Raw genomic sequence first — 18,300 nt, forward strand, 5'->3', positions numbered from 1 at the left:
GTGACTCCCCCTCCTACTCGATCCTGCTATAAAGTGCAGGCAAAAAAAGAGCGGTGACTCGCAAGGAGTTACCGCTCTTTGTGTTTCGGACCTGTAGAGATAGTTTTAGCGATCCGGCACCGCTATAGACAGATCAAACCCACCGCCAGGACGGGGTGTTAATGTGATCGGGCCTTCGTTAATGCCATGGGGCACCTGGATCGTATCAATACCCGGCGGGTTGCCTATGGTGAAGTTCAGGTTCTGGCCATCAAACCCAACGCCCAGTTGATCGTTCAGAAAGGTCTGACTGAACGGCTCATCCGGTATCTGGGCCTGCTGCCCGAAGATAATGGGCGGAATGGTGGGGGTAAACTCCGCAGGCGGCTGCGCCCGGGCAAGTTCTTCTTGTGGCAACAGCAAGGCACGACGGAGGAATTCCTCCTCCGCGCTCTCAAGGGCACCTTTCTTGCCTTCCCGTTCGAAGCGTTCAAGGGCTTCGCGATAGGCTTCCTCTTCCGCTTCCGTTAGCACCGGCTCACCCGGAGAAATGGTCAGGGAGCGGATAATCTTCTGCCGGTCCGCGTCGGGTTTCTGCCGTTCTTTAGGCACCACGATGACGGCGGAATCCTTCACGTAGGTTTCAACCATTTCGTCAGAGGTCAGGGTCTGCACCCCGGCCATCAGCGGGGAGCTAAACGAAACAGCCAGGCTGGCCGTACCAGCCAGAGCGATGTACAAGGGTGTTCGGCGGTTCATGGCGTAGCCTCTTGCCGTGTCCAAACGCGAAATGGAGGCGCTTCCGACACTAAACTGCAGTCAGTACGCTCCTTGGTAGCAGTATTCTTCTCAGAGATTCGGATTTCAAGGCGATTTTGTGGTGTTTGTGATCAGAATCGGACTATTGTCAGTATTCTTCTGTAAAACCACGCAAACGTGTTTATATAACAGGCGTAACCATCCAGTTTTTGTAACAGGACTCTTATGTTGAAGGCATTTCGTTCGCGATGGCAGCGCTGGGTCAACCAGCGGATTCCGCGAGCCGATCAGCGAATATTCGGACAGCGCAATGTTTTTATCCTGCCCACGGGTGCCGGGGTGGTGTTTGCCGGTTTACTGTTGATCATGCTGATTACCGGAATTAACTACCAGAACAGCCTGATATACATGCTCACATTTCTGTTGGGCGCAGTAGTTGTTGCGGCCATGCACCAGACCCACCGCAACCTGTCGGGGCTGGAACTGACACTCATACAGGCCGGTGATGGCTTTGCCGGCGATACGATACCCTTCCGTTTAAGGGCTGTGTCGCCCCGTCATGATTCGCTGGCGATATCCCTGTTCTGCGATGACAGTCAACTCGAAAGCCAGCACGTGCCAGCCGGGCAGCAGGAGGATATGACCCTGGCGATACCGTCCTATCAACGTGGCTACCTGCAGCCGGAACGTATCCGCGTGGAAACCCGCTTTCCTTTTGGCCTTTTCAAGGCCTGGTCCTGGCTGCGGCCGGTCACGTCCGGCATTGTCTATCCAAACCCTCTGGCCGCCCCGGATGTGACCAGCACGGTTCAGGACGGAGAGGAGCAATCGAAGGCGCGCTCGACGGATGGTAATGACCATGCCGACATTCGGCCCTGGCGGGAGGGGGATCTGAGCCAGAGGGTTCAGTGGAAACGATACGCCCGTACCGGTGAGATGGTGATTACCGATTGGGAAGGTGAACAGGGCAGCCCCCACTGGCTGGACTATGACGCCTTCAGGGGCGTGGACCGTGAGCTGCGCCTGGGTTACCTGGCTCATCAGGTGATGGAACGGGCCCGCAACAACAGCCGTTTCGGGTTGAATCTGCCGGGGCAGGTGATTGAACCGGACACCGGTGCTGTTCACGCCAACCGGTGCCTTAAGGCGCTGGCCATCTTTGGCCTTGAACAACCAAGGGAAGGTGGTCCTCTGCCCCATGGTACCCGCTCCGAAGAGGTTGGGAATCGGACCTCTGCGTCGTCTGGTTTCGGGGAGCGACGGGCATGATTCGCAGGTTCCTGAGTAATTCGCCGAGTTCACGCTCCTTACAGGCTGCGGAATTGGTATCGGGCCGCGCGTTGATATGGCTGATCGCAGGCTTTGGGTTGTTACTGATTCCCCAGTGGGACCGATTGCCGATCTGGCTGGTGGCCAGTTGCGCTGTACTTGCTGGCTGGCGGTGGCTGGCGCAATCCGGGCAGGTCAGGTTACCGGGAAGGTGGATGCGTACCGGGATCATGCTGGTACTGGTGGCCGTTTATATCGCAACTGTGCAGGGGCGTTTCACCGTTGATACTGCGGCGTCGTTTTTTGTGCTGGCGGTGGGGCTTAAATGGCTTGAGACCCGATCCACCCGGGATTTCTATGTGCTGTTTTTTATCCTGGTGTACCTGGCGACAGTCAACTTTCTGTTTCATCAGGAGATTCACTGGAGTGTCATTAACATTGCGGGCGTTGCCTTATTGTTAATCGGCCTGCAGGTGGTGAATGCGCCGGAAATTCCCGGTGCCATGAAGAAGGGATGGCGGCGCTTGGGGCTGATGCTGGTTAAGACCTTGCCGATTGTAGTGCTCCTGTTCGTGTTCTTCCCGCGCATGTCGCCGCTCTGGAGTGTGCCGCTGGTTTCCGGCGAAGCCCGAACTGGAATCAGCGACACCATGACTCCCGGTGATATCTCGAGTCTCGCCCAGAGCAGTGAGCGAGCCTTTCGCGTCACCTTTGGCGGTGAGTTACCGGCCTACCGGGACCGATATTGGCGCGGGCTTATCCTGGATCGCCTTGACGGAGACACTTGGCAACAGGGCCTTGGAAAGCCGTTTCGCCGGCTTGGCCGTGTTGACGTTGATGGTGGCGTAGGGCCGCTCGGGCCCAACCAGTACGAGGTGTTATTGGAACCCACGGACCAGACCTGGGCCTTTGCTCTGGAGAACTCCAGGGCGGTCTCCAATAATGTAAAGCAAACGGATGAGAATCTGTTCCGGTTTGACCGGCCGGCTGACAGCGCGGTCCGTTACTGGATGGAGTTGGTCGGGAACCAAACAACGGAGGATGCCAGTGCGGAGCCCGATAACCTTCAGCGTTATCTCCAGTTACCACAAAGCGGCAACCCGAGGGCAAGGGCGTTCGGGCAACAACTGGCTGGCCAACACGACAACCCTCAGGCATTGGTGCAGCAGCTTCTGACCCGTTTCCGGGAGCAGGCCTATTTCTACACCCTGCGCCCACCCGCTATGCCCGTGGATGGCATCGACAGCCTGTTATTCGATGAAAAGCGGGGTTTCTGTGCCCACTACGCCGGGGCTACCACGTTTGTGTTGCGCGCAGCGGGTATTCCGGCCCGAGTGGTGGTCGGATATCAGGGCGGGTCACCCGGCGCAGATGACGAATATCTGATTGTGCGGCAGTACGATGCCCATGCCTGGGTGGAAGCGTGGTTCCCCGGCCAGGGTTGGGTGCGGGTGGACCCGACAGCTGCCATTGCTCCCGAGCGTATTGAGTTTGGTCTACGGGAGGCGGTGGCTGAGGAAGGCTCGTTCCTTGAGAACGATTGGACATCGCCACAGCGCTACGGCGATTTGGCGATGCTGCAGTGGGCTTCCCTGCAGCTCGATAAGATTAATTACCACTGGCAGCGCTGGGTTGTCGGATATCAGGGGCAGTCACAGATGGACCTGATGTCGCGTTTGCCTGGAGGGATAGGAATGCGGGAGCTTGGCTATATTACCGCGGGCATTGTCGGTATGGCGCTGTTACTGGCGGGTTTGGTTACCGCCTGGCAGTACCGTCGCGTGGAAAGCCGGGACCCGCTTGGTCGTCTCGTCAGCCGCTGGTATCGGTTGTGTGACCGTTCGGGAGTGCCTGTACGTCACGGTGAAACACCCTCCCAACTGGCCTCAAGGCTTGCCCGGGCAAAACCCGCGGCGGCCGGCACAGCAACGGCTTTTGCCCGATTGATCAACAAACATTACTATGGCCGGGGTTCCGAAACCGGTCATCATGGCGAACTGGCGAAAATGAAGCGATTGCTGGCCACGATGAAACGACAGGCGGATCGACCGTCAACCAGTTCATCAAAGGGGTGAATACGTGAACGCATCCATAGCAACCATGGCATGGCTTGAAGACGCCTGGAGCCGACTGCTCCAACGCATCGCCGGCAACAGGATGCCCCATGCCCTGATGGTGACGGGCGAGAACGGCGTGGGAAAGCGTCTGTTTGCCAACGCACTGGCCGGGTTGCTGGTCTGTGAAAAGGCGGATATGGACGCAGGGTCCCCTTGTGGCATCTGTAAGCAGTGCGAGCTGGTTGCCGCGGGCACCCATCCGGATATCCGGATTTATGCACCGGAAAAATCACGGATGATCAAGATTGATCAGATTCGTGCGCTGTCCGCATTCGCGGTCGGCTCTCCCCAGGTGGCCTCCCGCAAGGTGGCCATTATTGATCGGGCGGACCAGTTGAACATCAATTCCGCCAACGCGTTGCTGAAAACCCTGGAAGAACCCGCCAAAGATGTGGTGCTTCTGCTGCTACAGGAGAGTGGCAGGCCGGTATTGCCGACGATCCGTTCCCGCTGCCAGAGTTTGCTGATTGCTACGCCGGACAGGGATCAGGCTGCTGGTTGGCTGGCGACGGCGGTCAAAGCGATGGATGGCGACAACAGACCAACGCCGGAGCAATGCGCCAAGGCGCTGGTACTGGCCGCCAATGCGCCGCGGCTGGCCCTGGAATATGCTACCGGAGAGTTTATTAGCCTGCGGGATGAGGCGTTGGACAACTTCCGCCATTTCATGAAGGGTCAGCTCACTCTTTCCGAGGCTGCAAAGCCGTTCAAGGCAATGGGGCTTGAAAGTGCTCTATGGCTATTTGAAGGCTGGGCTGGTGACCTGGCCCGCATCAGTGCCGGGGGGCAGCCCCGGGATGCGGAAGCGGCGGACATGTTAACGTTCCTTGCCAGAAACAATCCTTCCTGGCGGGCCCATGAACTCCTGGATGCGATCCACGAGTCCAGGTCTGCCGGCGTTTACAACGTGAACCCTGAGTTGGAAGCGGGCCGATTGCTGATCGCATGGCAGAAACTCATGCCGCGCCGCAGGCCAGCTGCGGGATAAACGGAGTGACCAATGGCGCGGCAGGATAGGGCAGTGATTAACAACTACTGCTATGATTGCGGAATATCAGGAGTTTATTGACTCCGGTTGTTATCAATCCGGTTGCTATCAATACAGAGCTATCAATACAGAGAAAGGTGTTTACTATGGGGCCTGGTTTTGGCGCACGCAGTGGCATTCTCACGCTGACCATCAAGGACAAGGCGGTACTCTACGCCGCCTACATGCCTTATATCCGGCAGGGCGGGTTGTTTATTCCCACGCAAAAACAGTATCAATTGGGCGATGAAGTGTTCCTGTTGCTCAACCTGATGGATGAGCCGGAAAAAATCCCCGTGGCGGGCAAGGTGATCTGGATTACCCCGAAGGGTGCCCAGGGCAACCGTGCAGCGGGCATTGGTGTGCAGTTCGATGGTGAAGACGAAACCGCGCGTACCAAAATCGAGTCCTACCTGGCGGGTTCATTGAGCTCGGATCGACCCACCCACACTATGTAAGCGCTTCAATGAACGACACCATTCTGGAAACCCCACCTGATACAACAATGACGTGTCGGGAAATCAACTGGTCCCTTAAACACATCGACCTGGCAGGCCTGCACTGGCCCGCTGCCACGGCCTCTGAAACCTGGCCGGTGCTGATGATCCACGGCTGGCTGGATAACGCCCTGTCATTCGCCAGATTGGCCCCGGCGTTGGCGGGCAATCGCGATGTGTACTCCCTCGATATGGCTGGGCACGGGCGTTCCGGGCACCGGCCTGAAGGCCAGGGTTACCAGTTGATGGATTATGTGGCGGACCTGGCAGAACTGGTTGAGACCCATTTCAAAGACTCGCCGAAAGGGCAGATTGATCTGGTGGGTCATTCACTCGGCGGGATTGTCAGCGTGCTCTACGCGGCGGGGTTTCCGGAACGGGTGCGTCGGTTGGTCATGATCGACAGCATTGGGCCGATCAGTCGTAAACCGGATGAGGTGATCGATCAGATGCGCAAGTCGATCATCAAACGAATGACGGGTTCAGGGAAAGCGGTCGTATACCCTGACATAGAGTTGGCAGCCAAGGCTCGGGAGGGGGGCATGATCCCCCTGTCGCCAGAAGCCGCGAGAATGCTGGTAACGCGGGGCATGAAGTCTTCCGGTGATGGTTTCGTGTGGCAAACCGATCCGCGTTTGCGCCATCCATCGATGATAATGATGGACGAAGCGCAAGTGACCGCTTGCCTGAAGAAAGTCGTCACGCCAACACGTTTCCTGCGTGCGACGCAGGGGCTCCTGGCCAGTCGCCCGGAACTTGATTCACGTTTGGATGCGATCGCGAACCTGGATGTGGTGGCCGTGCCCGGAGGCCACCATTGCCACCTGGACGGGAATGTTGAACCCGTCATTGATGCAGTCAGAGGCTTTTTAGACGATGCAGAATAAGCGCTTGTCGCAGTCAGTAGTGTGGGTCGCCGCCATGGTCATGGGGTTTTCGACCATGGTGTCGGCGCAAATGCCACCGCCGGAACCGTTTCCGGAGGCGCGCCTTGATCAGGAAATCAGCATCAAGTCGCCGGGGCACCTGGTGTTGTTCAGCCCGGTTCGTGAGGTGAACAACGAGATCCGCTCCGCGTCCATGGCCCGGCTCCCGGTCAAGGGCGTCGGGCAGTTATATGAAGTCCAGGGCGGTGCCAACCGGGAAGAGGCTCGCGATCACTATCTAAGGGAATTGCAGGCCCGTGGCGCCCAGATATTGTTTGAATGTTCCGGAAGGAATTGCGGGCGCAGTAACGTCTGGGCCAACCAGATTTTCGATCAATCCAGTCTCTATGGGCGGGACAACAATCAGGACTATCTTGTTGCCGGTTCGGTCGATGAGAACGGCCAGCCGTGGCTGACGCTGGTGTATACGGTTACCCGCGCCAACCAGCGTCAGTTTGTCTGGGTTGAGCATTTGGTCGCCCCTCAGGGAACCGATATTCCCGGCATGGGCAACGAAAGCGCCAGAATCAAGGGGCCGGTGATTGTGCCCTGGCAGGGTGGCATCACCTACCGCTTTGAGTGGAGCGGTGCCGACCGGCGCATCATCAATGACTGGGCTGGCGAGGCTGAAGCCCGGGTAGTGCTGACGGCCTATTCCCAGCTCAAGGATAATGAAACCCTGGAAGCGTCTATGGAGCGGGCAGAGGCCGCAGCGCAGTCACTTTCTCAGGTATTGGCCAAAAGTGGTGTTTCCGAAAGCCGCCAGATGATCATTACGGTTGGCCCCACGGTTGTGATACCAAATCCCGACCGTCAAGGTGACCGGGTTGAAGTGATGGTGATTACGAAGTGATGGGGATGAACGGGCCATCCGAGACCGAGCTTCAGGATGAAGAGCAGAAGCCAGCAGACGATATCTCTCAGATTGTCACGAGCACCGGTATATCCGCTGCTCAGTCGACGTCCGAGAAAGGCGATGTCCGGCCGGCTGCCCCCGGTAAGGGCAAGACCGTTGCGCTGACTCTTGGTAGTGGCGGGGCCAGGGGCTACGCCCATATAGGCGCGATTGAGATATTGGTGGAAAGAGGCTACGACATTGTCGCCATTTCCGGCTGTTCCATGGGAGCCTTGATCGGGGGCGTGTTTGCAGCCGGCAAGATGAAGGATTACAAGGACTGGGTAACCGGTCTGGGTCAGTTCGATGTGCTGAAGCTGCTGGATGTGACTTTTAGCTCCGTCGGCGCCATTCGTGGAGAAAAGATATTCTCCGTGGTGCGGGAAATGATTGGGAATACCCGAATTGAAGACCTTCCGATCGCCTATACGGCTGTGGCGACGGATCTCCTTGCCCATAAGGAAATCTGGTTTCAGGAAGGGCCGCTGGATCAGGCCATCCGGGCGTCGGTTGCCATACCCAGTGTGGTGACGCCTCTGGTGTTGAATGGCCGCGTGCTGGTGGACGGCGCCTTGCTCAATCCACTGCCGATCATTCCGACCATTTCCTCCCATGCCGATATGATTGTGGCCGTAAACCTCAGTGGCGAAGATGACCGCGGGCGGCGATTGCCGGATGCGGCGTTTGCAAACCCTGACGACGATGATACCGAGGAATGGGTCGAAAAAATCCGTGACAAGGCCTCCCGCTGGTTTGACTGGGATGCCCTGAAGACCTTCAGTACCAAGAAAGAGGGTGGTTCGTCGGCTTCACCGGAAGAGAAAATCAGCAAGGCGGTGGCGAAGAACGAGCACAATAAAAAGACGCCCGCGATAAAATCGGAACCGAAGAAACATCAGGATGATCACGAGACGATTGACTGGGATAAGCTGGGTATTGGTAAGTTCGATGTCATGAACCTGACCGTCGAAACCATGCAAAGCGCCTTGGTACAATACAAGATCGCTGGGTATCCACCCGATTTGCTGGTGAACATTCCCAAGAACGCCAGCCGCAGCTATGACTACCACAAGGCACCGGAACTGATTCAGCTTGGACGGGAACGCATGGCCGCCGCGTTGGACAGATATGAAGAGAATCAGAACAGCTCTGGCCCGATGGCGATATGACCTCTAAACCGCAATTGCAACGGTGGGCTGCAGCCTGTGCCGGAAAGAGCGTATAATTCAGCGCCTTGATCATTTCCGAACAGGATGAGCGTGCGTGAGTAACCCCATTGATGACCTGCATACCGTCAGAGACTACCTGAGGTACGTTTCTTCTCGCTTTGCCGATTCGCCGCTTTATTTTGGCCACGGCACGGACAACGTGTGGGATGAGTCTGTGCAACTGGTTATGCGCAGCCTCCATTTGCCTCTGGAAAACAATACCCTGTTTCTGGATGCCCGGCTGACCCGGGAAGAACGAGCGTTGATCCTTGATCGCATGCAACGCCGTATTGACGACAGGGTTCCCTTGGCTTATTTGTTGGGTGAAGCCTGGTTTATGGGGCTGCCATTTCATGTGGATGAACGCGTGCTGGTACCGCGTTCACCATTGGGAGAGCTGATTCAAGGCGGGTTGCAACCTTGGCTAGGCAACAAGCCCGTGGGCAGGATCCTGGACTTGTGCACTGGGAGTGGCTGTATTGGCATTGCAGCCGCGAGCATATTTGAGGATGCCGAAGTGGACCTTGCGGATATCTCTACCGACGCCCTCGACGTGGCGGCGGTCAACATCGACTATCACGAGGTCGGTGACCGGGTAAGCACCGTACGGTCCGATGTGTTCGATGGGCTTGAAGGTCGATACGATGTCATCCTCAGCAATCCTCCCTATGTGGACGCTGACGATATTGCGGATATGCCGGCGGAGTATGGCCACGAACCGGAACTTGGCCTTGCTGCCGGGGGAGATGGGCTGGACATCGCTCATCGGATACTCGCGAGGGCAGCCGATTACCTGAACCCGGGTGGCCTCTTGATTGTTGAGGTCGGGAATAGCTGGGTGGCGTTGCAGGAAGCCTATCCGGATATTCCGTTTACCTGGCTGGAATTTGAGAATGGCGGCGACGGTGTGTTTCTGTTGACTGCTGAAGATTTACATTAAATACCCTGGATAAGATACTGAATCATGTCGGGAAATAGCTTCGGAAAACTGTTTACGGTGACCAGCTTTGGTGAGAGCCACGGGGCTGCGCTCGGATGCATAATTGATGGTTGCCCTCCGGGGCTTGAGCTGTCCGAGGCTGATATGCAGCGGGATCTGGACCGCCGCAAGCCCGGCACTTCGCGTCATACCACCCAGCGCCGGGAAGCGGACGAAGTGAAGATCCTCTCGGGGGTGTTCGAAGGCAAGACCACCGGCACCCCCATCGGGCTGGTGATCGAGAATACCGATCAGCGCTCAAAGGATTATTCGAAGATCGCGGAGCAGTTCCGTCCTGCCCACGCCGACTATACCTACATGCACAAGTACGGTGTTCGGGATTATCGGGGTGGAGGTCGATCTTCTGCGCGCGAGACAGCGATGCGGGTCGCCGCCGGTGCCGTCGCGCGGAAGTTTCTGGAGCAGCGTCTTGGCATCACGATCCGGGGTTATCTCTCCCAGTTGGGACCAATCCGCATTGAGAAGATCGATTGGGATCAGGTTCACCAGAATCCGTTTTTCTGCCCGGATGCCGATAAGGTGCCGGAGATGGAAGCCTATATGGATGCCCTGCGCAAAGAGGGCAATTCCATCGGTGCGCGTATCAATGTGGTCGCGGAGGGGGTTCCTCCCGGCTTGGGTGAGCCGATTTTCGACCGACTGGACGCGGACCTGGCTCATGCGTTGATGAGTATTAACGCGGTGAAGGGTGTTGAGATTGGTGCCGGCTTTGGGTGTGTTGATCAGAAAGGCACGGAGCACCGGGATGAGTTGACCCCTGAAGGGTTCCTGTCGAACCATGCCGGTGGTGTTCTTGGCGGCATTTCGTCGGGGCAGCCGATCCTGGCCAGTATTGCGTTGAAACCGACGTCCAGTTTGCGGTTGCCGGGGCGGAGCATTGATGTTCACGGTGATCCCGTGGAGGTGATTACCACGGGGCGGCATGATCCCTGTGTGGGCATTCGTGCGACGCCGATTGCGGAGGCGATGATGGCCATTGTGTTGATGGATCATTATCTGCGCCATCGTGGTCAGAATGGGGATGTCTCGGTCTCTACCCCGAACATAGGCCAACTCTGACCCCAGCCGCATACACCGGTAGGTCGGATTAGGCGAAGCCGTAATCCGACATTTATCAGATCGTATCAACTCGACTGATAGTACGGTGCACGCCACAGCAAGCAGGGCCTCTCAAAACACGCCGCAAGTACGTCCATGTAGGCTCGGTCGGGCCATCCCTGGCCCTCCACGGTTTTGAGAGGCCCTGCTTGCTGTGGCGGTCGGTCTTCTGTGATATCTCATTGGAGAATTCCTATCTACTGGCGCCTTTCAAACCTCTACTTCTGGTTTTTCGCTCTCCTCGGCGGTTTGCTGCCGTATTGGTCCCTGTATCTGGAAGGCCGGGGCTTTTCCTACCTTGAGATCGCCACGCTGATGGCGACAATTCAATTAACCAAGATCGTGGCGCCCAGTGTGTGGGGATGGCTCGGAGATCGAACTGGCCAACGGGTGCGGTTGGTTCGGCTTGGTGCCATTACGGGGTCGCTGTTCTTCGCCGGCGTGTTCATGGAGCCGGGGTTCTATGGGCTGTTGCTGGTCATGCTGGCGTTTACGTTCTTCTGGAATGCGATTTTGCCACTTTATGAAGTGATCACGTTACGGTCGCTGGGAACGCAACGTGAAAAATACGGCAAGGTGCGGTTGTGGGGGTCGGTAGGGTTTATTGGCGCGGTGGCGCTGGTGGGAGGGATTCTTGAGCTGATTCCGATCACTCTGTTGCCGTGGCTGTTGTTGCCGGTGTTTGCGGGGATTGCAGTGTCGGCGTTTCTGGTGCCGTCGGAGCGGGGAGAGCGTAAGCCGCCGGCGCCCAAGGGCAGCTTGAAGGCGATTGTGACTCACCCGGCGGTTGTGACGTTCTTTCTGATGAACTTTCTGCTGCAGGTGTCCCACGGGGCGTACTACACGTTTTTCAGTATTCACCTGGAGCAGCACGGGTACGGTAAGTTGGCGATTGGGTTGTTGTGGTCGCTAGGGGTGCTTGCGGAGATTGGGTTGTTCCTGGTGATGCATCGGTTGACCCGCAATTTCACCGTGCGGCAGATTGCGATTGCGGCACTGGCGCTAACGATGATTCGCTGGGTGTTGATCGCGGAAGTGACGGATGTGGTGGCGGTGCTGATTTTCGCGCAGTTGCTGCATGCAGCCTCTTACGGCGCCCTGCACGCTATTTCGGTGCAGTATATTCAGGGTTTCTTCGGGCAGCATCATCACGGCCAGGGGCAGGCGCTCTACAGTGGGTTGACCTTTGGTGCCGGTGGCGCACTGGGCGCCTGGTTGTCGGGCTTTCTGGTGGACGGGTTCAGTACCTCCGCTGCGTTCTGGGGCGGGGCGGCGGCCATGGCCATTGCCATTGTCATCACTTGGCGGGGCCTGAGGCCGCCGCCCGAGCATTGATTGGTGTTGCTGTGGTGTTTAGCGGGTTTTATTGAAGATCTGCTGCGATATCCAGCAGTGCCTGAGCCTGAGGGCTCAACGATCGGCCTTTCAGCCCTACACCGCCGAGAATGCGGCTCACGGAGTGGGGCACAGAAAGCACCGTGAGCGAGGCGTCGACCATACTCACCGGCAGCACGCTCCACCCAAGCCCGACGCTGGCCATCATCTTGATGGTTTCCAGGTAGTTGGTGGGCATCTGGATTTTCAGGGGCAGGCTCGCATCGAGAAACAGTCGGCTGATGGATCGGTAGGTGGCGGTGCCAGCTTCGGGGAGCAGGGCGTCATACCGGGACAGATCCCCGAGCCCCGGGTTGTCCAGCGAGGCCAGTGGATGTTCCGGCGACACCACGAATGCCATGGCATCTTCCCAGCGCACGTGCACATCGAATGCCTGGTCCATGCTCTCGCTCAGGGTCACGAACGCGAGCTCTGCTGTACGTTTACGCATCTGCCCGAAGGCACTTTCAGAATCCATGAACTGCAGTTCCAGAGACACCTCCGGATAATCCCGGTTCAGCCGCCGTAACCAGGCAGGGAGGTGATGCAGTCCGATGTGGTGGCTGGCAATCACCGACAGCTGTCCTGAAACCGATCCCTCACGATCTGACAGCGCCTGTCGGGCATTGTGCACTTCATCCAGAATTCGCCGGGCATGGGGTAGAAGGCGTGCCCCTGCGTCCGTCAATCGGACCTGTCTATTGCTCCGGTCGATCAGCTTCGTTCCCAGTTGGTTCTCCAAAGCAGCCAGCCGCTTGCTGATTGCGGGCTGCGTCAGGTGTAGCAGTTCTGCCGCCTCGGAGAATGACTCCTGGTCTACGATTGTCAGGAATGCTTTCAGGGAGTTCGCATCCATTGTGGTTACCTCTTTGACTGCGTCCCTTGGTGAAGGTCGCATGCCGGGAAGACTGTTCCAAAAAACGCCCGTTAATACGTCCCTGTAGGGCTCGGTCGCGCCATCCATGGCGCTCCACGTTTTTGGAACAGTCTTCCCGGCATACTCCCCAAGCTAGTGAGTTGCCTGCCATTCATCGTCTATGTGTAGGCCCGGGAAATATCAGAGTAGCGTGGTGGTAAGAGCCTCCCAAAACCGTGGAGCGCCATGGACGGCGCGACCGAGCCCCCATGGATGGGTTTACGGCGTGTTTTGGGAGGCTCTTACCGCCATGCGACTCGCACCCAACACGCAGGCCCGGCTTTAAGGTAGGCTCGCCCAAAGCCTAATATTCCATCATGGAATGCGCAACATAAAAAACATGAATTGAGGTTATTCAAAGCTAGGCGTTAAAATAGAACCATACTGAAAAAACAGAAACCCCCAGAGAGTGAGAGAGAACCATGGCGGGCAAGACCTTATACGACAAATTGTGGGACGACCATCTCGTCAAACAGCGGGATGACGGCTCCGCGTTGATCTACATCGACCGGCACCTGCTGCATGAAGTAACCTCGCCGCAGGCCTTTGAAGGCCTTCGTCTGGCTGGGCGTAAGCCCTGGCGGCTGGACGCCAACCTGGCGACGCCGGACCACAACGTACCCACCACCGACCGTGCCCGGGGCATTGAAGGCATTGTTGACCCGGTATCCCGGATTCAGGTGGAAACTCTGGACAAGAACTGCGACGAGTTTGGCATTCTGGAATTCAAGATCAAGGACCAACGCCAGGGCATCGTGCATGTAATCGGGCCAGAGCAGGGCGCGACACTGCCTGGCATGAGCATTGTTTGTGGCGATTCCCATACCTCCACCCACGGTGCATTCGGCTGCCTGGCTCATGGTATCGGCACGTCAGAGGTGGAACATGTGCTCGCCACCCAGTGCCTGGTTCAGCAGAAAATGAAAAACATGCTGGTGAAGGTGAATGGCAAGCTTGGGCCCGGGGTGACCGGAAAAGACGTTGTCCTCGCCATCATCGGTAAGATTGGCACTGCTGGCGGTACGGGCTGTGCCATTGAGTTTGGCGGCGAGGCGATTCGTGGCCTCTCGATGGAAGCCCGAATGACCATCTGCAACATGTCCATCGAGGCCGGTGCGCGGGTGGGCATGGTCGCGGTCGACCAGACCACCATTGATTATGTCAAGGGTCGCCCATTTGCCCCCAAGGGCGAGATGCGCGAGCAAGCCATTGAATACTGGAAGACGTTGCACAGCGATGACGATGCAGTGTTCGACAAGGTTGTTGAGCTCGACGGTTCCGAAATTATGCCGCAGGTGAGCTGGGGGACGTCTCCCGAGATGGTCGCAGGCGTTGGCGGTAATGTGCCGGACCCGGAAGCGGAAGCCGATCCCATCAAGCGCGAGGGAATTGTCCGTGCCTTGAAGTACATGGGCTTGAGGCCGAACATGCCGATTACCGAGATCAAGCTGGATCGTGTGTTTATTGGCTCCTGTACCAACAGCCGTATAGAGGATCTTCGTGAAGCAGCGGCGGTCGTGAAGGGGCGGAAGGTGTCGTCATCACTCAAGCAGGCGATGGTGGTGCCTGGTTCCGGTCTGGTGAAAGTTCAGGCGGAACAGGAAGGGCTGGACAAGATCTTTATTGAAGCCGGTCTTGAGTGGCGTGATCCGGGCTGCTCCATGTGTCTGGCCATGAACGCCGACAAATTGGGGCAGGGAGAGCATTGCGCCTCCACTTCCAATCGTAACTTCGAGGGCCGCCAGGGCTTCGGCGGGCGTACCCATCTGGTTAGCCCGGCCATGGCAGCGGCGGCGGCGATCAACGGCCACTTCGTTGATGTCCGCGAGATGATGAACTGATCCACAGGAGAGACACCATGCGAGCTTTAAAGCAACACCAGGGCATTGTTGCCCCCATGGACCGGTCCAATGTGGATACGGACATGATCATTCCCAAGCAGTTTCTGAAGTCCATCAAACGTACCGGCTTCGGGCCGAACCTGTTTGACGAACTGCGTTACCTTGATGAAGGCAAGCCGGACCAGGACTGCTCACAGCGGCCCATCAATCCTGATTTCATGCTTAATCAGGATCGCTACAAAAATGCCAGCGTGCTCCTGGCGCGGCGCAACTTTGGTTGTGGCTCCAGCCGCGAGCACGCCCCCTGGGCGCTTGAGGATTTTGGGTTCCACGTTATCATTGCGCCCAGTTTCGCCGACATTTTCTATAACAACTGCTTTAAGAATGGCTTGTTGCCAATTGTTTTAGATGAAGAAATTGTAGATCGGCTGTTTCATGAAACCGAGGCGGAAGAGGGCTATCAGTTGGCGATAGATCTCGAAGCCAAAACCGTTACCACGCCGTCCGGCGAATCGTTCAACTTTGAAGTTGATGATTTTCGTCGACATTGCCTTCTGAACGGCCTGGACGATATCGGTGTTACGCTCGAAGACGCGGAGGTCATAAAGGCCTACGAAGCGTCGAGGCGCGAAACGGCACCCTGGTTATTTGATGCCGGTCGCTGATCCGCCCTGAATTACCACAACGAATCGACCTTCAAGGAATCACTATGCCCCGTTCTATCCTGATGCTTCCTGGCGATGGCATTGGCCCGGAAATTGTTGCCGAAGCGGAAAAGGTTCTGCGTAAGATAAACGAGCAATTCGGTCTGGAACTGCACTTCGAGTCCGCCCTGGTTGGCGGTGCCGCCATCGACGAAACGGATACGCCACTTCCGGAGGATACCCTGGACAAGGCGCGTAAGGCGGATGCAATCCTGCTGGGCGCCGTGGGCGGCCCCAAGTGGGACAAACGCCCGATGGCCAGTCGTCCTGAAAAAGGACTGCTTGGGCTGCGCTCCAACCTTGAGTTGTTCGCCAATCTGCGCCCGGCCATTCTGTATCCCCAGCTTGCTTCTGCATCCTCACTGAAGCCAGAGGTGGTCTCCGGCCTTGATATCATGATTGTTAGGGAGTTAACCGGCGGCATCTATTTTGGCCAGCCACGGGGCGTCCGCGAACTGGAAAGTGGCGAGCGTCAGGGCTACAACACGTACGCCTATACGGAATCGGAAATTCGTCGTATTGGCCGTGTCGCCTTTGAAGCGGCCCAGCAGCGTGGCAAGAAGCTCTGCTCTGTCGACAAGGCGAATGTGCTGGAAGTGACTGTTCTGTGGCGGGAAATCATGGAAGATCTGCGCCGGGAGTACCCGGATGTCGAGCTCTCCCATATGTACGTGGATAACGCCGCCATGCAGCTGGTCAGGGCACCCAAACAGTTTGATGTGATTGTGACTGGCAACATGTTTGGTGATATTCTTTCTGACGAAGCGGCTATGCTGACGGGGTCGATCGGGATGTTGCCCTCTGCGTCTCTGAACTCTGAGAAGCAGGGTATGTACGAGCCCTGTCACGGGTCTGCACCCGATATTGCAGGCAAGGGCATAGCCAACCCGCTGGCTACGATCCTCAGTGGCGCAATGATGTTGCGGTACAGTCTTGGCGAGGAGAAAGCCGCCGAGGCGATAGAGGCGGCGGTCAGCAAAGTGCTGGATCAGGGCCTGAGGACAGCGGATATCATGTCTTCTGAGGGCCGGAAGGTATCGACCCGAGAGATGGGCGATGCCGTTCTGGCGGCACTCTGAGGCCGGCAAGTTTTGAGACCCGACGACAACGCGATGCGGTTGTCGCGGGATCATCCATCCTGTCCCTGCCAGCGATACAGGTAGAGGGCGGGCATAAAACGAGGTTCAAAGGTCGCACATGAAGCGAGTTGGACTTATTGGCTGGCGCGGTATGGTGGGCTCTGTCCTCATGCAGCGCATGCGCGAAGAAAACGATTTTGCAGATATCGAACCGATCTTCTTTACCACTTCCCAGGCCGGAAAGCCGGCACCGGACGTAGGCAAAGAGGGTGTGCCTGCGCTGCAGGATGCCTTCGATATCGATACCCTGAAAACGCTGGATGTGGTGGTTACCTGCCAGGGCGGGGATTACACCGGTGCCGTGTACCAGAAACTCCGTGATGCCGGATGGCAGGGGTACTGGATTGACGCCGCTTCCACGCTGCGGATGGTCGATCATTCCGTCATCGTTCTTGATCCGGTCAACCGCAACGTGATTGACGATGCCCTGGCGAAGGGCGTGAAGGACTACGTTGGTGGGAACTGTACTGTCAGCCTGATGATGCTGGCCCTTGGCGGGCTGCTGGAGCAGGACCTGATTGAATGGGTATCGCCTATGACCTATCAGGCGGCGTCTGGTTCCGGTGCCCAGAACATGCGGGAACTGCTCAACCAGATGGGCGAGCTGAAGGGCAGCGTGAGTGACGAGCTGGCGGATCCATCCTCGGCTATCCTCGATATCGATCGCAAGGTAACCGAAACCATGCGTTCGGACGGCTTTCCCACCGAGCACTTTGAAGTGCCTCTGGCAGGCAGCCTGATTCCGTTTATCGACAAGCAGCTTGATAACGGCATGAGCAAGGAAGAATGGAAAGCGGGCGTCGAGACCAACAAGATTCTTGGTCGCAGCAGCAATCCGATTCCGATCGACGGCATCTGCGTTCGCATCGGTGCCATGCGTTCCCACAGTCAGGCCTTGACCATCAAATTGAAGAAGGACCTTCCGGTTTCCGAGATTGAGTCCATCCTGGCCAAAGCCAACGACTGGGTGAAGGTGATTCCCAATGAGCGGGATGCCACCCTTCGGGAGCTCACCCCGGCGAAGGTTACGGGTACGTTGAGTGTTCCCATTGGCCGTATCCGCAAGCTGACCATGGGGCCTGAGTACATCTCAGCGTTCACGGTTGGTGATCAGTTGCTGTGGGGTGCGGCGGAACCGCTCAGGCGGATGCTTCGCATACTGCAGGAGCAGTAACGCAGTCCCGCAGCGGGCAATATTATGCCAACTGTGTCCGGTTTCAGAGAACCGGCTGGGGGCGGAGGCTGAAATACGCCTCCGCCCCTGTTATTTTCGGAAGCGTTTTGTACATGTTTGGGTTCTTGTGGGCTAGACTTTGGCTATTCGGGGGCACCGGATCATCGTTCGGTAACAATATGTTCCCGACCATTTATGAAAAAATGGTGCAAGGACTGCGGCTGATTGATTGATAAAAGAGGTTTTATCAACAATACTTGCCGGGCTGAATATTAAAAACTTTACATAATAACGATAGTAATCAAGACGGAAGTCATCCAACCTCGTCCGATTCTGTTTGTGAAAACAGTAACGAATAACGGAGACTGGTAAGGAAA

General features: G+C 57.1%; 16 protein-coding genes. 14 read left to right on the top strand and 2 right to left on the bottom strand.

The genetic code is table 11. The features are described 5' to 3' along the window. Nucleotides 1–105: 105 nt before the first annotated feature. Nucleotides 106–738: a hypothetical protein gene (locus B2590_RS11110; RefSeq protein WP_075195246.1), complete on the bottom strand. Its 633-nt coding sequence runs from the start codon at nucleotides 736–738 to the stop codon at nucleotides 106–108. A 225-nt stretch (nucleotides 739–963) separates the two neighbouring features. Between B2590_RS11110 and B2590_RS11115 the strand changes: the two genes are divergently transcribed. From B2590_RS11115 to B2590_RS11160, 10 genes are all read left to right on the top strand, one after another. After that, complete coding sequence (locus tag B2590_RS11115; RefSeq protein ID WP_036205473.1) at nucleotides 964–2,007, top strand: DUF58 domain-containing protein; 1,044 nt, start codon at nucleotides 964–966, stop codon at nucleotides 2,005–2,007. Then, nucleotides 2,004–4,082, top strand: a complete 2,079-nt coding sequence (locus B2590_RS11120; RefSeq protein WP_075195245.1) for a transglutaminaseTgpA domain-containing protein — start codon at nucleotides 2,004–2,006, stop codon at nucleotides 4,080–4,082. The genes B2590_RS11115 and B2590_RS11120 overlap by 4 nt, the downstream gene beginning before the upstream one ends. Nucleotides 4,083–4,107: 25 nt before the next feature. Beyond that, nucleotides 4,108–5,112 (top strand): DNA polymerase III subunit delta', encoded by a 1,005-nt coding sequence (gene holB, locus B2590_RS11125; RefSeq protein WP_273066193.1) that lies wholly within the window; start codon nucleotides 4,108–4,110, stop codon nucleotides 5,110–5,112. Nucleotides 5,113–5,258: 146 nt separating this feature from the next. Continuing rightward, nucleotides 5,259–5,609: a PilZ domain-containing protein gene (locus B2590_RS11130; protein ID WP_007152597.1), complete on the top strand. Its 351-nt coding sequence runs from the start codon at nucleotides 5,259–5,261 to the stop codon at nucleotides 5,607–5,609. A gap of 8 nt (nucleotides 5,610–5,617) precedes the next feature. Then, nucleotides 5,618–6,535: an alpha/beta fold hydrolase gene (locus B2590_RS11135; protein WP_286811168.1), complete on the top strand. Its 918-nt coding sequence runs from the start codon at nucleotides 5,618–5,620 to the stop codon at nucleotides 6,533–6,535. After that, on the top strand, nucleotides 6,525–7,427 hold the full coding sequence (locus tag B2590_RS11140) for a DUF4892 domain-containing protein (RefSeq protein WP_286811169.1): 903 nt from the start codon (nucleotides 6,525–6,527) through the stop codon (nucleotides 7,425–7,427). Before B2590_RS11135 ends, B2590_RS11140 begins: the two co-directional genes overlap by 11 nt. Beyond that, nucleotides 7,427–8,638: a patatin-like phospholipase family protein gene (locus B2590_RS11145; RefSeq protein ID WP_286811190.1), complete on the top strand. Its 1,212-nt coding sequence runs from the start codon at nucleotides 7,427–7,429 to the stop codon at nucleotides 8,636–8,638. Before B2590_RS11140 ends, B2590_RS11145 begins: the two co-directional genes overlap by 1 nt. Before the next feature lie 94 nt (nucleotides 8,639–8,732). Then, nucleotides 8,733–9,617 (top strand): 50S ribosomal protein L3 N(5)-glutamine methyltransferase, encoded by an 885-nt coding sequence (gene prmB, locus B2590_RS11150; RefSeq protein WP_286811170.1) that lies wholly within the window; start codon nucleotides 8,733–8,735, stop codon nucleotides 9,615–9,617. 24 nt (nucleotides 9,618–9,641) lie between these two features. After that, nucleotides 9,642–10,736, top strand: coding sequence for a chorismate synthase (aroC, locus tag B2590_RS11155; RefSeq protein WP_036205479.1), 1,095 nt, complete (start codon nucleotides 9,642–9,644; stop codon nucleotides 10,734–10,736). 210 nt (nucleotides 10,737–10,946) lie between these two features. Continuing rightward, a complete protein-coding gene (locus B2590_RS11160; RefSeq protein ID WP_286811171.1) occupies nucleotides 10,947–12,110 on the top strand; it encodes an MFS transporter in 1,164 nt (387 codons plus the stop codon). A 28-nt stretch (nucleotides 12,111–12,138) separates the two neighbouring features. On the opposite strand, the gene B2590_RS11165 is transcribed toward B2590_RS11160, so the two are convergent. Then, nucleotides 12,139–13,005 (bottom strand): LysR family transcriptional regulator, encoded by an 867-nt coding sequence (locus B2590_RS11165; protein ID WP_286811172.1) that lies wholly within the window; start codon nucleotides 13,003–13,005, stop codon nucleotides 12,139–12,141. A 482-nt stretch (nucleotides 13,006–13,487) separates the two neighbouring features. On the opposite strand from B2590_RS11165, the gene leuC reads away from it, so the two are divergent. From leuC to asd, 4 genes are all read left to right on the top strand, one after another. After that, nucleotides 13,488–14,906, top strand: a complete 1,419-nt coding sequence (gene leuC / locus B2590_RS11170; protein WP_041333288.1) for a 3-isopropylmalate dehydratase large subunit — start codon at nucleotides 13,488–13,490, stop codon at nucleotides 14,904–14,906. Between the two features lie 17 nt (nucleotides 14,907–14,923). After that, complete coding sequence (gene leuD / locus B2590_RS11175; protein ID WP_036205483.1) at nucleotides 14,924–15,571, top strand: 3-isopropylmalate dehydratase small subunit; 648 nt, start codon at nucleotides 14,924–14,926, stop codon at nucleotides 15,569–15,571. Between the two features lie 44 nt (nucleotides 15,572–15,615). After that, nucleotides 15,616–16,689, top strand: a complete 1,074-nt coding sequence (gene leuB, locus B2590_RS11180) for a 3-isopropylmalate dehydrogenase (RefSeq protein ID WP_041333292.1) — start codon at nucleotides 15,616–15,618, stop codon at nucleotides 16,687–16,689. A gap of 118 nt (nucleotides 16,690–16,807) precedes the next feature. After that, complete coding sequence (asd, locus tag B2590_RS11185) at nucleotides 16,808–17,923, top strand: aspartate-semialdehyde dehydrogenase (protein ID WP_036205486.1); 1,116 nt, start codon at nucleotides 16,808–16,810, stop codon at nucleotides 17,921–17,923. The last annotated feature ends 377 nt before the right edge of the window (nucleotides 17,924–18,300 follow it).

It is taken from the genome of Marinobacter sp. UBA3604 (assembly GCF_002375325.1).
GTDB classification, from domain to species: Bacteria; Pseudomonadota; Gammaproteobacteria; order Pseudomonadales; family Oleiphilaceae; genus Marinobacter; species Marinobacter salarius.

What these genes read in the sequence shown, in the direction of transcription:
- B2590_RS11110 (WP_075195246.1), bottom strand. Translation starts at nt 738, where the DNA reads ATGAACCGCCGAACACCCTTGTACATCGCTCTGGCTGGTACGGCCAGC.
- B2590_RS11115 (WP_036205473.1), top strand. Translation starts at nt 964, where the DNA reads ATGTTGAAGGCATTTCGTTCGCGATGGCAGCGCTGGGTCAACCAGCGG.
- B2590_RS11120 (WP_075195245.1), top strand. Translation starts at nt 2,004, where the DNA reads ATGATTCGCAGGTTCCTGAGTAATTCGCCGAGTTCACGCTCCTTACAG.
- holB (WP_273066193.1), top strand. Translation starts at nt 4,108, where the DNA reads ATGGCATGGCTTGAAGACGCCTGGAGCCGACTGCTCCAACGCATCGCC.
- B2590_RS11130 (WP_007152597.1), top strand. Translation starts at nt 5,259, where the DNA reads ATGGGGCCTGGTTTTGGCGCACGCAGTGGCATTCTCACGCTGACCATC.
- B2590_RS11135 (WP_286811168.1), top strand. Translation starts at nt 5,618, where the DNA reads ATGAACGACACCATTCTGGAAACCCCACCTGATACAACAATGACGTGT.
- B2590_RS11140 (WP_286811169.1), top strand. Translation starts at nt 6,525, where the DNA reads ATGCAGAATAAGCGCTTGTCGCAGTCAGTAGTGTGGGTCGCCGCCATG.
- B2590_RS11145 (WP_286811190.1), top strand. Translation starts at nt 7,427, where the DNA reads ATGGGGATGAACGGGCCATCCGAGACCGAGCTTCAGGATGAAGAGCAG.
- aroC (WP_036205479.1), top strand. Translation starts at nt 9,642, where the DNA reads ATGTCGGGAAATAGCTTCGGAAAACTGTTTACGGTGACCAGCTTTGGT.
- B2590_RS11165 (WP_286811172.1), bottom strand. Translation starts at nt 13,005, where the DNA reads ATGGATGCGAACTCCCTGAAAGCATTCCTGACAATCGTAGACCAGGAG.
- leuC (WP_041333288.1), top strand. Translation starts at nt 13,488, where the DNA reads ATGGCGGGCAAGACCTTATACGACAAATTGTGGGACGACCATCTCGTC.
- leuD (WP_036205483.1), top strand. Translation starts at nt 14,924, where the DNA reads ATGCGAGCTTTAAAGCAACACCAGGGCATTGTTGCCCCCATGGACCGG.
- leuB (WP_041333292.1), top strand. Translation starts at nt 15,616, where the DNA reads ATGCCCCGTTCTATCCTGATGCTTCCTGGCGATGGCATTGGCCCGGAA.
- asd (WP_036205486.1), top strand. Translation starts at nt 16,808, where the DNA reads ATGAAGCGAGTTGGACTTATTGGCTGGCGCGGTATGGTGGGCTCTGTC.